Here is a 14,198-nt window from a genome sequence, read left to right on the forward strand (position 1 = left end):
CCCCGCCCCCAGCAGCCCTGCCACCAGCGAAGAGGCCCCGCCCCATGGTCACGCTCACATGAGCCGCCCGCACGCTCCCGCCCACACCGCAGACCCCGTCGAGCCCGCCCCCCGGCGCACGGCAGCGCGCCACGGTGCCCCTGCCGATCACAGCACACCAACCGGTCGCGGCGTCCTTGCCAACCGCGGTCCCCTGGCCAGCCACAGCGCCCTGGCCCGCCGCAGCGTCCTGGGCCTGGGCCTCGGCGCGGGCTCCGCACTCGCCCTGAGCGCCTGCGCACGCCCGGACACGGACCCGGCCGAGGGCGGCAGCCCGCTCACCGGCGGGGTGCTCGTCTACTTCGACCCGCAGGCGTGGCAGACGCTCTACCCGCCCCAGGTGGGCTTCTACCCCAACGGCGGGATCATGAACAACATCGCCGACCGCCTGCTGTGGCAGGACCCGTCCACCCTCGAACTCCACCCGTGGATCGCCGAGTCCCTGCCGCGGATCAACGACGATGCCACCGCCTTCACGTTCCGCCTGCGCCCCGGCGTCACCCACTCGGACGGCTCACCGCTCGACGCCGCCAACGTCAAGCGCAACATGGACCTCTACGGCCTGGGCGACGACAAGCGCCAGCTGCCGCCCTCGGAGCAGATCAGCAACTACGTGAGCGGCGAGGTGCTGGACTCCCGCACCGTCCGCTTCCGCTTCTCCGCCCCCTCACCCGGCTTCGCGCAGGCCGTGTCCGTCATGAACGCGGGCCTGCTGTCGAACGCGACGCTGACCCGTGACAGCCAGGGCTTCGGGCCGGGCAGCGCGGACCGGATCATCGCCTCGGGCCCCTTCGTCGTCGAGTCCGAGGAACTGGGCACCCGGCTGCGCCTGCGCGCGCGCACGGACTACGACTGGGCGCCCCCGCACCTGCCCCACCAGGGCAGGCCGTACCTGGACGGCGTGGAGATCATCGTCGGCACCGAGTACTCCGTGCGCGTGGGCGCCCTGGTGTCCGGACAGGCCGACGCGATCCGCCAGGTCGATGCGCCGGACGAGGCGCGCCTGGCCGAGCGCGGGCTGCGCATCGTCGCCGCGGCGACGAACGGCGTGACGAACAGCATCGCGATGCGCTTCCCCCACCCCCTGCTGTCCGATCAGCGGGTGCGCGAGGCGCTCATCGCGGCCGTCGACCGCAAGCGGATCCTCACGAAGCTCTTCACGGACAACTACCCGCTGGCCACGGGGATCCTCGCCCACTCCGCCCAGGGCTACAAGCGCTTCGACGGCGCCTGGCGCCACGACCCCGCGCAGGCGAGCCGGCTGCTCGACGCCGCCGGCTGGGCCCGCGACGGCGGCGCCACCCGCGTGAAGGACGGCGCGGCCCTTGCCCTGCGCGTCAACGACGCGCTGCCCCAGCCCCGGTCCAAGGAGGTCATGACGCTCGTCCAGGAGGACCTCGCGAAGGTGGGCATCGCGCTGTCGATCAACCCCGGGGACATGGCCACGCAGGACGCGGACGCGCTGAGCCTCGAGCGCATCCAGCTCTACCACTCGATGGTGGGGCGGGCGGACTTCGACGTCATCAAGAGCCAGTTCGCCGGGACCCGCCGCAACGCGCTGCTCAACTACGACGCGGACACGAAGGAGTACCGCGATCCGCGGCTGGAGAAGCTGCTCGACCGCGTCTCGAGCGAGCCGCAGGAGGCCGGCCGCCGCCGCGCCAGCTGGGCGGTGCAGGACCGGCTCGTCGACCGCGCCCTCGTCCTGCCGCTGTTCGAGGAGCCGCAGGTCTACGGCTTCCGCCGGCGCGTGCGCGGCTTCGCCTGCGAGGCCGTGGGCCGCCCAGCCTTCTACGACACCTGGCTCGCCGATGCCGGCGAGCGCGCCCAGAACGGGGGGCCGCGCCGATGAGCCGCACCCGTCCGCCCGCCCTGAGCTGGCGCTATGCGCTCAACCGCGCGGGCCAGGCGCTCCTCGTCCTCGCCATCGCCTTCACCCTGGCCAGCGTGCTGCTGGCCATCCTGCCGGGCGATGCGATCATGGCCCGCTACGCGAACCCGGAGCTCGCTCTCTCACCCGACCAGATCGAGGCGATCCGCGTTCAGTCGGGTGCCGACCGCGGCTGGTTCGTCCAGTACCTCACGACGCTGGCCGGCTTCGTCACGGGCGACTTCGGCTATTCGGTGGCCTCGGGCGCGGCGGTCTCCGACCTGTTCGCCGCGGCCGTGCCGGCCACGCTCGCCCTCGCCGCCGCCGGCCTCGCCGCCGCGGTGCTCGCGGCCGTGGCCATCGCGCTGCTCGCCACGTTCGGCCGCCAGCGCTGGCTGCGGGCCGTCTTCGCCGCCGTGCCCAGTCTCTTCATCTCCGTGCCCGCGTTCTGGCTGGGCATCGTGCTCATCCAGGTGTTCTCATTCCAGCTCGGCTGGGTCTCCGTGGTCGATCCCTCCCCCGCCGAGGCTCTGGTGCTGCCCGCGCTCACGCTCATGGTCCCGCTGTCCGCCCCGCTGGCCCAGGTGCTCATCCGCTCGATCGACGAGGTGCGCGCCCAGCCGTTCGTGCGCGTCACGCGCGCCAAGGGGGCCTCGGACGGCTGGCTGCTCATCCACGCGATCGCCCGCAATGCGGCGCTGCCGGCGCTCACGATGGCCGGTCTGACGTTCGGCGAGCTCGTGGGCGGGGCGGTGGTCACGGAGACGGTCTTCGGCCGCACCGGCATCGGCCAGCTGACCTCGCAGGCCGTGGCGAACCGCGACAACCCCGTCCTGCTGGCCGTCGTCGTCGTCTCCACCGCCGCGTTCGTCCTCGTCAACCTCGCGATCGACCTGCTCTACCCGGTCATCGACGTGCGCCTGCGCGCCTCCCCCGGGGACCGCGGGGCCCCCGGAAACCAAGGCGGCCACTCCCTGCGCGCTGCCAGCGGCCAGGCCGACGCGCCGGCCACCGCGCCCGCCGACCGGCAGGAGGCCGGCGCATGAGGCCCCGCCGCATCCGCCCGCTCACGCTGGCCGCCGCCGCGGTCATCGCCCTCGTCATCGCCTGGGCGCTCGCCCCCGGCCTGTTCACCCGCCAGGACCCAAACGACGGCGGCACCACCGCGGCCCTCCTCGCCCCCAGCGGGGCGCACTGGTTCGGCACGGACGAGATCGGCCGCGACGTCTTCGCCCGCATGGTCTACGGGGCCTCGCACTCGCTGCTCGCCGCGCTCATCGCCGTGGGCGTGGGACTCGTGGTCGGGACGGCGCTGGGCCTCATCGCCGGTTCGCGGCGCGGGTGGGCCGAGGACGTCATCATGCGCGCCGTGGATGTGCTGCTCTCCATCCCGGCGCTGCTGCTCAGCCTCACCATCGTCATCATCCTGGGCTTCGGCACCGTCAACGCCGCGATCGCCGTGGGCGTCACGGCGATCGCGCAGTTCGCGCGCCTGACCCGCTCCCAGGTGGTGCGCGTGGGCGGGGCCCCCTACGTGCAGGCCGCCTATGGGTCCGGGGCAGGCTACGGCTCCGTGCTGGTCCGGCACATCGTGCCCAACTCGCTCTCCCCCGTCCTGGCGCTGGCCGTGCTCCAGATCGGCTGGGCGATCCTGCAGATCTCCACGCTGGGCTTCCTGGGCTACGGCACGCCGCCGCCCACCCCCGAATGGGGCCTCATCATCGCCGAGGGCCGCAACTACGTGGCCACCTCCTGGTGGCTCACGGTCTTCCCCGGCCTCATCATCATGATCGTCGTGCTCGCCACCCACCGGCTGGGCACCGCACTCAGGCAGGTGAGCGCATGACCGGCGCAGCTTCCGCCCCGCACTCCAACCCGGGTGCCCACGCGGGTTCAGCCCCGGGTTCCGCGGCGGGCCTGCGCATCGCGGGCCTGAGCGTTGACTACCGCGACCGCGGCGGCGCCTGGCGCCCCGCGCTGGCCGACGTGGACCTGAGCGTCGAACCGGGTGCCATGACGGCGGTCGTCGGCGAGTCCGGGTCCGGCAAGACGACGACCGCGGCGGCCGTGATCGGCCTCCTGGCCGACAACGGGCGGATCTCCGGCGGCTCGATCGAACTGGGCGGTGAGGAGCTCACCGCCCTGCGCCCTGCTCAGCTGGCGCGGGTCCGCGGCACCCGGATCGGCTATGTGCCCCAGGACCCGGGCACCTCGCTCAATCCGCTGGCGACGATCGGCACCGCCGTGGCGGAGACCCTCCGGATCCACCGTCTCGCCACGCGCGCGCAGGCCCGCGAGCGGGCTCTCGAGCTGCTCGAGCGGGTGGGCATCGACAGCCCCGAGCGCCGGATCGACCAGTACCCCCACGAGCTGTCCGGGGGCATGCGCCAGCGGGCCCTCATCGCCGCGGCCATCGCCGCGCGGCCTGAGCTCATCGTCGCCGACGAGCCCACCTCCGCCCTCGACGTCACCGTCCAGCAGCGCATCCTCGATCTCCTCGACGAGCTGCGCGCCGAGGGCACGGGCATCCTCCTCATCACCCACGACCTCGCAGTCGCCGGCGAGCGCGCGGACACCGTGGCCGTCATGCAGCGCGGGCGGATCGTCGAATCCGGGCCGGCCGCCACCGTTCTCACCGCTCCCACCTGCGACTACACGCGCCGGCTGCTGCGCGACGCCCCATCGCTCACCGCGTTCTCCCCGGACGGCCCGCCGCCCGCCTCCCCCGCGCCCGAGGTGCGGGGCGAGTCCCGGCCGACCCGCGCCTCGGGCGCGGTGGGCACCGCCAGCGCGGGCCGCGGGGCGAGCGCAGGCGAGGGCTCCCAAGCCGAGGAGCCGCTCCTGCGGGTCAGCGGCCTCACCCAGGTCTATGCGCGCGGCGCGGACGGAGCCGTGGCCGGTGTGGACGACGTGTCCTTCGCGGTGCCGGCCGGCACGACCCACGGGATCGTGGGCGAGTCCGGGTCCGGCAAGTCGACGATCGCCGCCGTGCTTGCGGGCACGCTGGTCCCGCAGGCGGGCAGCGCCGTCGTGGCCGGGATCGATGCGGCGCGCGTGCCGCGCACCCGCCGGCGGGAGCTGCGCCGGGCCGTCCAGCTCGTCCACCAGAACCCCGCGAGCGCGCTCGACCCGATGTGGTCGGTGGGCGCCTCGATCGCGGAGCCGCTGCGCAGCTTCCGGATCGGTGCGCGCAGCGAGCGGGCGGCACGGGTGCGCGAGGCGATGGAGATGGTGGCGCTGTCACCGGACCTGGCCGAGCGGCGCCCGCGCGAGCTCTCCGGCGGGCAGCTGCAGCGCGTGGCGATTGCGCGCGCATTCGCGGCCCGGCCGCAGCTCATCGTCTTCGACGAGGCGGTCTCCGCCCTCGACGTCACGGTCCAGGCCCAGATCCTGCGGCTGCTGGGCTCGCTCCAGGCCGAGCTGGGCCTGACCTACGTCTTCATCTCCCACGACCTCGCGGTGGTCCGGGGAATCGCCCAGAGCGTCTCCGTGCTCTCGCGCGGCCGGCAGGTCGAAGAGGGGCCCACCGCCCGGGTGTTCGACGACCCGCAGGATGCCTATACGCGCCGCCTCATCGCCGCGATCCCGCACCCGCTGGGCTAGGCCCGCGCAGGGGGCGGTGCGGCGGGGCTCGGCGCTGGGCCTCCTGGGCGTCGGCAAGGTGTCCGCGTGAGCCCGCGCGGACGGACTCGGGCGCTAGGCTCTGAGCGACGGGGCGGCACGCCCGCCCCAGCGAACCCCACGCGAACGAAGGAGCCGACCGTGACCGACCGCAACGCCATCACCCGCCAGCAGCTCGAGGAGCGCGCCAGCAAGAAGTGGTCGCAGTTCCCCGGGGCGATCGGCGCCTGGATCGCGGAGATGGACTTCCCCGTCGCCCAGCCCATCCGCGACTCCCTCGTGGACTTCGACGCTCGCGAGCTCTACGGCTACGCCCCGGACGCGGTGAAGGACGACATGCGCGGGGCCACCGCGGACTTCTACGCCCGCCGCTACGGGTGGGAGTTCGCCCCCGAGTACGTCGACACCGCCTCCGATGTGCTCTCCGGCATGGGCGCCGTGCTCGACCTGTTCAGTGAGCCGGGCAGCGCCGTCATCGTCCCCACGCCCAACTACATGCCCTTCTTCACGGTCCCCGGCCTGCACGGCCGCCGGATCATCCAGGTGCCCATGCTCCACGAGGCCGGCCAGTGGTCGTTCGACCTCGAGGGGATCGCGCGGGCGTTCGACGACGGCGCCGGCCTGCTCATTATGTGCAACCCGCACAATCCGATCGGCCGCGTCTACACCCGCGAGGAGCTGCTGGCCGTCTCCGAGGTCGTCGAGCGCAAGGGCGGGCGCGTCTTCTCCGATGAGATCCACGCTCCGCTGACCTACGAGGGCCGCCGGCACGTGCCCTACGCATCCGTCTCCCCTGCCGCGGCCGCCCACACGGTCACGGTCACCTCCGCCTCGAAGTCCTTCAACACCCCGGGGCTCAAGTGCGCGCAGATCATCTTCTCCAACGATGCGGACCTGGACGTGTGGAAGGCCAAGGGCCACTTCATCGCGGAGGGCGCCTCCACGCCGGGTATCCTCGCAGCGATCGCCGCCTATGACCGCGGCGGCGAGTGGCTGGCGGACACGATCGACTACCTGCAGGGCAACCGGGACGCCCTGGCCGACGATCTGGCCGAGCTCCTGCCGCAGGTGGGCTACGAGAAGCCGGAGGGCACCTACGTCGCGTGGCTGGACGTGCGCCGCCTGGGGATCCCCGGGAACCCGCAGCGCTTCTTCCTCGACTCCGCACGCGTGGCCACGACCGACGGTGAGCTGTGCGGGCGCGCCGGCGATGGCCACGTGCGCTTCAACATGGCGCTGCCGCGGCCCATTCTGCGCGAGGCCGTCGAGTCCATGGCCGCGGCCGTGGACGCGCTGTGAGCGAGGCGCCCCAGCCCGCCGTCGATGCCGCGCACATCCGCGCCAACCTCGACGACGTCGCCGCCCGGGCGGCCGCCGCAGCGCGCGCGGCCGGCCGGGAGCCCGGTGACGTTCGGATCCTGCTGGCGACGAAGACCCAGCCGGCTGAGGCGATCCGGGTGGCGATCGACCACGGATTCCCGCTCATCGGCGAGAACCGCGTGCAGGAGCTCACGTGCAAGGCCGAAGCGCTGGCCGACCTACCCCACGAGGCGCACCTCATCGGCCCGCTGCAGAAGAACAAGGTCAACCACGCGCTGCGGGAGGCCTCCTGCATCCAGTCGGTCGACAGCGCGGAACTGGCGGAGAAGATCCAGCGCCGCCTCGAGGCGGTCGATGGGCGGGTGGATGTCCTCGTCCAGGTCAACACGTCGCGGGAGGCTTCGAAGTCAGGGGTGGCGCCGGAGGGCGCACAGGGGCTCCTGGCCGCGCTGGCCCCACTCGACCGGCTGCGCGTGCGCGGCCTCATGACGATCGGCCTGCCGGGCAGCACGGAGGCGGAGATCCGCCCCAGCTATGCGCGGCTGCGAGAGCTGCGCGACGCGCTCATCGCCGACGGCGCCCTCGCCGCAGACGCGTGCGAGCTGTCGATGGGCATGAGCGGCGACTTCGAGCTCGCGATCGCCGAGGGCGCGACGATGGTCCGCGTGGGCTCGACGGTCTTCGGCGCGCGGCCCGCTCCGCGCTGAGTCTGGCGGGCGCCAGTGGGCGCGCACAGCTGGGCCGCGCTCGATCCACCCGCAATCCTGGGCCCTGCAGACCCCGGAGACGCAGAAGGCGCGGTGCGGGTCAGACCCGCACCGCGCCTCGGGAGCGGGCTCAGCCCTGCGGCAGGCCCTCCGCCTCCGGATCGATGTTCTTGATGAGCGCGGTGGTGTCGAGGCCGGCCAGGTCCTCGTCGATGAGCTTCTGCAGCTGCTCGTAGACGAGCGAGGCGGCGGGGAGGTCGACGCCCTGCGTCTTCGCGCCCTCGATCGCCAGGCCCACGTCCTTGTGCATGAGCATCGTGGAGAAGCCGGGCTGGAAGCCGTTGTTCGAGGCGGCCGTGTCGACGACCCCGGGCACCGGGTACCAGGTGCGCAGCGGCCAGGAATCGCCGGAGGAGACCTTCGCGATGTCGAAGAACGTCTTGGGCTCGAGCCCGAAGCGCTGGGCCAGGACCGCGCCCTCGACGACGCCCTGCAGGCTGATGGCCAGCTGCATGTTGTTCACGATCTTCGCCGCCTGGCCCGCTGCCTCGCCGCCGGCGTGGAAGATGTTGCCCGCCATCGGCTCGATGACCGGCTTGGCCCGCTCGAAGTCCTCGTCGGACCCGCCCACCATGAACGTCAGCGTCCCTGCCGCGGCACCGGTGACTCCGCCGGAGACGGGCGCATCGAGGAAGCGGAAGCCTGCTTCGCGGGCGGCCTTGTGCAGGGCGCGCGCGGAGTCGAAGTCGATCGTGGAGGAGTCGATGAGCAGCGTGGAGGCATCCGCGTGCTCGAGCACGCCGCCCGGATCCATGTGCACGGCCCGCGCGTGCTCGCCCTTGGGCAGCATCGTGAAGACGATGTCAGCACCGGCAACGGCCTCTGCGATCGAGCCGACGGCGTTGACGCCGCCCTCCTTGGCGGCCTCCACGGCCTCCGGCACCACGTCGTAGCCGTTGACGGTGTGGCCCGCGGCCACGAGGTTCTTCGTCATGGGGCGGCCCATGTTGCCCAGCCCGATCCAGCCGATGGTAGCCATGTGATCTCTCCTCACGTCTGCGCGCCGTCCGCTCTGACGGCGCCTCACGCCCCCACTGTATGCCGCACGTCACTCACCCACGCGCGGCGCCGGGGCCGAGTTGCGCACCGGCCGTGTGCACGCGCGCACCGGGCGGAGTGCACCGCCGCCCGCGGGGATACCCGGATCGCGGCCACGAGGCGCACCGGCAGTGCTGCGCATCGCACCCGGCCGCGCCACACCCGCTCAGTCGAACAAGGCGAGGAGCACCGCGCTGCTGCCGAATGCGGCGAGCACACCGGTCATGATCGCCACGCCCCACACATTGGCTCCCACCCGACCTCCCTCCACGCCGGCGGCATGCCGGTCGTAGCGGCGGCGCTGGGAGGCGAGGATCGCCAGGGCGGCGGCGACGAGGAGGCCGATGAGCGCGAGCACGGGTGCGCCGAAGTGGCCCATCCAGCGCAGGAGGACGGCCGTTGCCGCGCAGAAGGACACGACCGTGCGCCCCCACGCCAAGGAGGTCCGCTCGGGCTGCAGCCCGGGGTCATCGTGGGCGCGCACGGGGCTGGGCCCGCGTGCGGAGCCGGGGCTCACAGAAGGTCGGCCGCGAGGACCGCGGCGCAGGCAAGCACCGCGGCGGCGGAGAGCAGGGGCACGATCATCGGCACCGGCAGCGGCTTCTTCGTGCGCATCGCGCGCTCCACCCGCAGCCAGCGCACCGCGGCGCCCAGCGAGATGAGCACGCCCACCGCGATGACGAACACGGCGAGGAGCGTGCGCAGGCCATCGGAGAGCCCTGCCACGGGAAGCGCGTCGAGCGCCACACCGCCGGCCATGAAGGCCAGCGAGGTCCGGGTCCAGGCGAGGAATGTCCGCTCGTTGGCGAGGGTGAAGCGGGGATCGGGCTCCTCCCCCTCGGGCAGGAGGACACGGGCCAGGCGCGAGCGCTCGGAGGATTCAGCTGGCTCGGGCATTCGTCTCCTTGGGGCTGCGCGCGGCACGGGTGGCGCCAGGATACAAGTGCCCGCTGTGCGCGTCCCGCCCACCGGACGATGGTGTGCGCGCACGCGCAGGCATGTGCGGCGGCGCAGATAGACTCGTGCCATGCCCAGCCCTGCGGGCTCGCGCCCCGCATCCTCCAGCGCCCCGGTGAGCCCCGATGACCTGCTCACCCTCCTGGCCGTGGCCCGGTTGGGGAAATTCACGGCGGCCGCCGCGGCGCTCGGAGTGAATCACACGACGATCTCCCGGCGCATCGCCTCCTTGGAGAAGGCGGTGGCGGCGCGGGTGCTCGTCCAGTCGCCCGACGGCTGGGAGCTCACCGCCACGGGCAGCGCGCTCATCCCCGCCGCCGAGGCCGTCGAGGCGGCACTCGCCGGCGCCGTGCGCGCGGCCCGACCGGAGGCGTCGCCGGCGGACCCTGTGGTCGGCACGATCCGGCTCGCGGCCCCCGAGGGCTTCGTCGTCCACTACGCGCTGCCGGCACTGGCCCGTCTCCAGCGCTCCCACGCCGGGCTCCAGCTCGAGGTGCTCACCGCAACCCAGCGGGCCCGCCGCTACCGCTCCGGGGTCGACATCGAGGTGGTCGTCGGCCGACCGGACGCGCCCAACACCACCGTCCACCGCCTGCGCCGCTACGCCCTGGCGCTGTTCGCCGCCGCGGACTACCCGCTGCCGCTGCCGCAGGAACCGGCAGACATCGCCGGCCACCGGCTCGTCTACTACCCGGCCCACTCGCTGGGCGTCGACGGGCTGGAGAACGCGGCCGCCACCCTGCCCGAGCCGGCCGGTTTCCTCACCTCGAATTCGATCTCCGCCCAGGTGCGGGCCACACAGGAGGGCGCGGGCATCGGGCTGCTGCCCGTCTTCGCCGCCCGTGCGGCCGGCCTGGAGCGGGTGGTGCCGGAATTCTCCGTGCCCATGACCTACTGGGCGGCCGTCCGGCCCGAGGCGCTGCGCAGCGCCACCGTGGGCGCCGTGCTCGAGGCGCTGCGGGCACCGAAACCGGCCGCCGCCGACACCGCGCCCCGGCGGCGGGGCGCGGCCGGCTGAGCTCCGCTTCGACGCGCTCGCTCAGTACACGATGATCGGCTTGAGCGTCTCCCCCGACGCCGAGTCCGCGAAGGCCGCGTTGATGTCGTCGAATGCGTAGGTCTTCGTCAGGGCGTCGAACGGGAACGCCCCCCGCTCGTGGAGCGCGATCAGGCGCGGGATGAATTCCTTGGGCACTGCATCGCCCTCCACCACGGTCGACATGCTGACCCCGCGTACCAGGAGCGTGCCGATGTCGATGGGCGCCTCGGTCCCCATTCGGGCGGCGCCCACGAGGGCGCCGTGGCCGCGGATGCCCAGTGAGTTGGTCATCTGGGCGAAGACTGCGGGGACGCCCGTGGTGTCCAGGGCGTACTCCACCCCGCCGCCGGTGAGCTCCGCAATGGCACTCGCCGGGTCCTGCTCCTTCGAGTTCACGGTATGCGTTGCGCCGAGTCCTCGCGCAAACTCCAGCCGGCTGGGCACGATGTCGACCATGATGATCGTCGAGGCGCCGGCAGCTTTCGCCGCAAGCATCGCCGCCATCCCGACGGCCCCGGTCCCGAAGATCGCGATGGACGAACCGGGCTTGGGGGCCAGCACATTGAGCACAGCGCCGGCACCCGTCATGATGCCGCAGCCGAGCGGCCCCAGCAGGTCCAACGGCGCATCCTCGGCCACCTTCACGGTGCCGTGCGCCACCACGTTCGTGTGCTCGGCGAAGGAGGACTGCCCGAAGAAGTTCGAGCCGACGGCGGTCCCGTCGGCTGCCGTGAATGCGGTGCTGCCATCGGTGCGGCGCGCGGAGAAGTTGCGATCGTAGAAGTTCAGGCAGTACATCGGATGGCCCGCCAGGCACTGCTCGCACTCGCCGCAGAACGCGGGGCCCACGACGACGCGGTCGCCCACCTCGAGCCCCTGGACGGCCGACCCCACGGCCTCCACCACGCCGGCGCCCTCGTGGCCGAGCACCGCGGGCAGCGGAACCGGGTACCACTGGTCGCGGATGATGGCGTCCGTGTGGCAGACACCGGAGGCGACCATGCGGACCGTCACCTCGTCCGGGCGCGGCTCATCGAGCTCGAGCTCGCGGATTTCGAAGTCCTGCCCCGGCCCCAGTGCGACTGCTGCTCGTGTCTTCATGCCATGACTCTGCGCGCTCCGCCGTCATATGGCAAGGGGCGCATATGCAGCCGGCGCTCCAGCGCCGAACCAGGGGCTGCATCGACGGCGCTGCCGGCGGCGGTCTGTCGCCCCGGGCCGCCCGTGCTGCCGCTACGCCGCGCTCCAGCCCCCGTCGATCGAGTGCGCGGCGCCGTTGATGACGCCGGCCTCGTCGGAGGCGAGGAAGACGGCGAGTGCGGCGACCTCCGCGGGCTCCGGCAGCCGCTTGACGGCGGAGTGGCCCAGGAAGACCTGTTCGAGCACCTCGTCCTCGGCGATCCCCCGCGTCTTCGCCTGATCGGCGACCTGCGCCTCGACCAGCGGAGTCATGACGTAGCCCGGGTTGATGGCGTTGCAGGTCACGCCCTTGGGCCCGGCCTCGAGCGCGGTGGTCTTCGTCAGACCCATGAGCCCGTGCTTGGCGGCCACGTAGGCGCTCTTGAACGCCGAGGCGCGCAGCCCGTGGACGGAGGAGACGTTGATGATCCGGCCGAAGCCGCGCTCGTACATCCCCGGCAGCACGGCCTTCGTGAGCGCGAAGGGCGCCTCGAGCATGAGCGTCATGATGAGCCGCCACTCCTCGAGCGGGAACTCCTCGATGGGGTGGATGCGCTGGATGCCCGCGTTGTTGACGAGGATGTCCGCCTCGATGCGCATCCCGTCGAGGGCCTGCGTATCGGAGAAGTCGACGGCCCACGCCTCACCGCCCACCGCCTGCGCGACGGCGGCCGCCCCGTCCGCGTCGATGTCTGCGACGACGACGTGGGCGCCCCGCTGCGCAAACGCCTCGGCCATCGCCCTGCCCAGGCCGGACGCGGCCCCGGTGATGAGGGCCCTGCGGCCCGCCAGCGTGTCAGTCATACCGCGAACCTAGCAGAGCGCAGGGCGCGCCCCCGCGATTGCGGGAGCGCGCCCTGCGCACGGTGCGAGCGGAGCCGGACCGGCACCTCGGCCGCGGTGATGGGCCGCCGAGGCGCTGGACCGGTCTACGCCTTGACCAGGCGCGACTCGTCGTCGAGCTTGTCGACGTCTGCCAGGGAGATGCCCTTCGTCTCCCGGGTGAAGAAGAGCGCCACCATGGAGATCGCGGCGGCGATGACGACGTACACGCCGATCGGCCATGTCGCGTTGAACGTGCCCAGCAGCCAGGTGGCGATGATGGGCGCCAGCGAGCCCGCGACGATCGCGGTCACCTGGTAGCCGATCGAGACGCCGGAGTACCGCATGCGGGTGGGGAACATCTCCGCCATGATGGCGGGCTGGCCCGCGTACATGAGCGCGTGGAAGATGAGGCCCAGCAGCATCGCGAGGAAGATGGTGAACGGCTGCTTCGTGTCGAACATGGGGAAGGCCATGAACGGCCACGTTGCGGACAGCACGATGCCGATGGCGTAGGGCAGCTTGCGGCCCACCCGGTCGGCCATCGCGCCGACGAGCGGCACGAGCACGGTCTCCACCGCGGTCGCCCCCATGAGCAGGCCCAGGATGGTGAAGCCCTTGAGCCCGTGGAGCGCCAGGTAGGTGATGGAGAATGTCACGACCAGGTAGTAGTGGATGTTCTCGATGAGCCGCAGGCCCATCGCGCAGAACACGCCGCGCGGGTAGCGCTTGAAGACCTCGATGACGCCGTAGCCGGCGGCGTCCTGCTCCACCTCCTGCTGAGCGAGGTGGAAGATGGGGGCGTCCTCGACCTTGCTGCGGATGTAGTAGCCGATGAGCACGATGACCGCGGAGAGCCAGAAGCCGATGCGCCAACCCCACGACAGGAACTGCTGCTCGCTGAGCAGGCCCGACGACGCCCAGAGCACGGCGGTGGCGAGCAGGTTGCCCAGCGGCACGCCCACCTGCGGCCACGAGGCCCAGAACCCGCGCTTGTCGTTGGGCGAGTGCTCGGCGACGAGCAGGACGGCGCCGCCCCACTCGCCGCCCACCGCGAAGCCCTGCACGATGCGCATGAGGACGAGGAGCACGGGCGCCCACAGGCCGATCTGCGCGTAGGTGGGCAGGCAGCCCATGAGGAAGGTCGAGGCGCCCACCAGGATGATCGACAGCTGGAGGAGCTTCTTACGGCCCATCCGGTCGCCGAAGTGGCCGAAGACGATGCCGCCGATCGGCCGCGCGATGAAGCCCACGGCATAGGTCACGAAGCCCGCGAGGATGGGGGTGAGCGGATTGTCCGACGGCGGGAAGAGGATGTGGTTGAACACGAGCGACACGGCGGAGCCGTAGAGGAAGAACTCGTACCATTCGACCGTGGTGCCGGCGAGGGACGCGGCCACCACCTTGCGCAGCATCGACTTCGATGCCGGCTCGTAGATGTGCTGTGACATGTGGACTCCTTTGTACGTGCAGTCACGCGGAGATCCCGGCGGCGTGCGCGGCAGCCGCGGCGGTGCGCACAGCGATGTGCGCCGCGCCCGTGTGA

Annotated in this window: 13 protein-coding genes; 7 read left to right on the top strand and 6 right to left on the bottom strand. The window is 72.5% G+C overall.

Translation table 11 applies throughout. The features are described from left to right. Positions 1-58: 58 nt before the first annotated feature. The 6 genes from BRM1_RS09040 to BRM1_RS09065 all read left to right on the top strand — a co-directional run bounded on the left by BRM1_RS09040 (position 59) and on the right by BRM1_RS09065 (position 7,557). Complete coding sequence (locus tag BRM1_RS09040) at positions 59-1,891, top strand: TIGR04028 family ABC transporter substrate-binding protein (RefSeq protein WP_268525331.1); 1,833 nt, start codon at positions 59-61, stop codon at positions 1,889-1,891. Next, the gene (locus BRM1_RS09045; protein WP_268525333.1) at positions 1,888-2,955 is read left to right on the top strand and encodes an ABC transporter permease; all 1,068 of its coding nucleotides are present in this window, start codon (positions 1,888-1,890) and stop codon (positions 2,953-2,955) included. Before BRM1_RS09040 ends, BRM1_RS09045 begins: the two co-directional genes overlap by 4 nt. Further along, positions 2,952-3,755, top strand: a complete 804-nt coding sequence (locus tag BRM1_RS09050) for an ABC transporter permease (protein ID WP_268525335.1) — start codon at positions 2,952-2,954, stop codon at positions 3,753-3,755. The genes BRM1_RS09045 and BRM1_RS09050 overlap by 4 nt, the downstream gene beginning before the upstream one ends. Further along, positions 3,752-5,512 carry a dipeptide ABC transporter ATP-binding protein gene (locus tag BRM1_RS09055; protein ID WP_268525337.1) on the top strand — a complete coding sequence of 587 codons (1,761 nt, stop codon included), beginning with the start codon at positions 3,752-3,754 and terminating at the stop codon, positions 5,510-5,512. The genes BRM1_RS09050 and BRM1_RS09055 overlap by 4 nt, the downstream gene beginning before the upstream one ends. A 159-nt stretch (positions 5,513-5,671) precedes the next feature. Then, complete coding sequence (locus BRM1_RS09060; RefSeq protein ID WP_268525339.1) at positions 5,672-6,829, top strand: MalY/PatB family protein; 1,158 nt, start codon at positions 5,672-5,674, stop codon at positions 6,827-6,829. Further along, positions 6,826-7,557 carry a YggS family pyridoxal phosphate-dependent enzyme gene (locus BRM1_RS09065; protein ID WP_268525341.1) on the top strand — a complete coding sequence of 244 codons (732 nt, stop codon included), beginning with the start codon at positions 6,826-6,828 and terminating at the stop codon, positions 7,555-7,557. The genes BRM1_RS09060 and BRM1_RS09065 overlap by 4 nt, the downstream gene beginning before the upstream one ends. Before the next feature lie 130 nt (positions 7,558-7,687). On the opposite strand, the gene mmsB is transcribed toward BRM1_RS09065, so the two are convergent. The 3 genes from mmsB to BRM1_RS09080 all read right to left on the bottom strand — a co-directional run bounded on the left by mmsB (position 7,688) and on the right by BRM1_RS09080 (position 9,552). After that, on the bottom strand, positions 7,688-8,596 hold the full coding sequence (gene mmsB, locus BRM1_RS09070; RefSeq protein ID WP_268525343.1) for a 3-hydroxyisobutyrate dehydrogenase: 909 nt from the start codon (positions 8,594-8,596) through the stop codon (positions 7,688-7,690). 225 nt (positions 8,597-8,821) lie between these two features. Next, the gene (locus tag BRM1_RS09075; RefSeq protein WP_268525345.1) at positions 8,822-9,172 is read right to left on the bottom strand and encodes a DUF202 domain-containing protein; all 351 of its coding nucleotides are present in this window, start codon (positions 9,170-9,172) and stop codon (positions 8,822-8,824) included. Next, positions 9,169-9,552 (bottom strand): YidH family protein, encoded by a 384-nt coding sequence (locus BRM1_RS09080; protein ID WP_160953842.1) that lies wholly within the window; start codon positions 9,550-9,552, stop codon positions 9,169-9,171. Before BRM1_RS09080 ends, BRM1_RS09075 begins: the two co-directional genes overlap by 4 nt. 130 nt (positions 9,553-9,682) lie before the next feature. Here BRM1_RS09080 and BRM1_RS09085 point away from each other — a divergent pair, with 130 nt between their 5' ends. Then, positions 9,683-10,630: a LysR family transcriptional regulator gene (locus BRM1_RS09085; protein ID WP_268525348.1), complete on the top strand. Its 948-nt coding sequence runs from the start codon at positions 9,683-9,685 to the stop codon at positions 10,628-10,630. A 21-nt stretch (positions 10,631-10,651) separates the two neighbouring features. Here the strand turns inward: BRM1_RS09085 and BRM1_RS09090 are convergent, their stop codons facing one another. The 3 genes from BRM1_RS09090 to BRM1_RS09100 form a co-directional block, all read right to left on the bottom strand. Beyond that, entirely contained in the window at positions 10,652-11,752 is a 1,101-nt protein-coding gene (locus BRM1_RS09090; RefSeq protein ID WP_160953840.1) for an NAD(P)-dependent alcohol dehydrogenase, read from the bottom strand. Between the two features lie 132 nt (positions 11,753-11,884). After that, a complete protein-coding gene (locus tag BRM1_RS09095) occupies positions 11,885-12,634 on the bottom strand; it encodes a 3-hydroxybutyrate dehydrogenase (RefSeq protein WP_268525352.1) in 750 nt (249 codons plus the stop codon). A 125-nt stretch (positions 12,635-12,759) separates the two neighbouring features. Next, entirely contained in the window at positions 12,760-14,103 is a 1,344-nt protein-coding gene (locus tag BRM1_RS09100) for an MFS transporter (RefSeq protein WP_268525353.1), read from the bottom strand. Positions 14,104-14,198 lie beyond the last annotated feature (95 nt).

The organism is Brevibacterium sp. BRM-1 (assembly GCF_026802075.1).
In the GTDB taxonomy this organism is placed as follows: Bacteria; Actinomycetota; Actinomycetes; order Actinomycetales; family Brevibacteriaceae; genus Brevibacterium; species Brevibacterium rongguiense.

Coding starts and splice junctions, on each gene's coding strand:
- BRM1_RS09040 (WP_268525331.1), top strand. CDS start 59: ATGAGCCGCCCGCACGCTCCCGCCCACACCGCAGACCCCGTCGAGCCC.
- BRM1_RS09045 (WP_268525333.1), top strand. CDS start 1,888: ATGAGCCGCACCCGTCCGCCCGCCCTGAGCTGGCGCTATGCGCTCAAC.
- BRM1_RS09050 (WP_268525335.1), top strand. CDS start 2,952: ATGAGGCCCCGCCGCATCCGCCCGCTCACGCTGGCCGCCGCCGCGGTC.
- BRM1_RS09055 (WP_268525337.1), top strand. CDS start 3,752: ATGACCGGCGCAGCTTCCGCCCCGCACTCCAACCCGGGTGCCCACGCG.
- mmsB (WP_268525343.1), bottom strand. CDS start 8,596: ATGGCTACCATCGGCTGGATCGGGCTGGGCAACATGGGCCGCCCCATG.
- BRM1_RS09080 (WP_160953842.1), bottom strand. CDS start 9,552: ATGCCCGAGCCAGCTGAATCCTCCGAGCGCTCGCGCCTGGCCCGTGTC.
- BRM1_RS09085 (WP_268525348.1), top strand. CDS start 9,683: ATGCCCAGCCCTGCGGGCTCGCGCCCCGCATCCTCCAGCGCCCCGGTG.
- BRM1_RS09090 (WP_160953840.1), bottom strand. CDS start 11,752: ATGAAGACACGAGCAGCAGTCGCACTGGGGCCGGGGCAGGACTTCGAA.
- BRM1_RS09095 (WP_268525352.1), bottom strand. CDS start 12,634: ATGACTGACACGCTGGCGGGCCGCAGGGCCCTCATCACCGGGGCCGCG.
- BRM1_RS09100 (WP_268525353.1), bottom strand. CDS start 14,103: ATGTCACAGCACATCTACGAGCCGGCATCGAAGTCGATGCTGCGCAAG.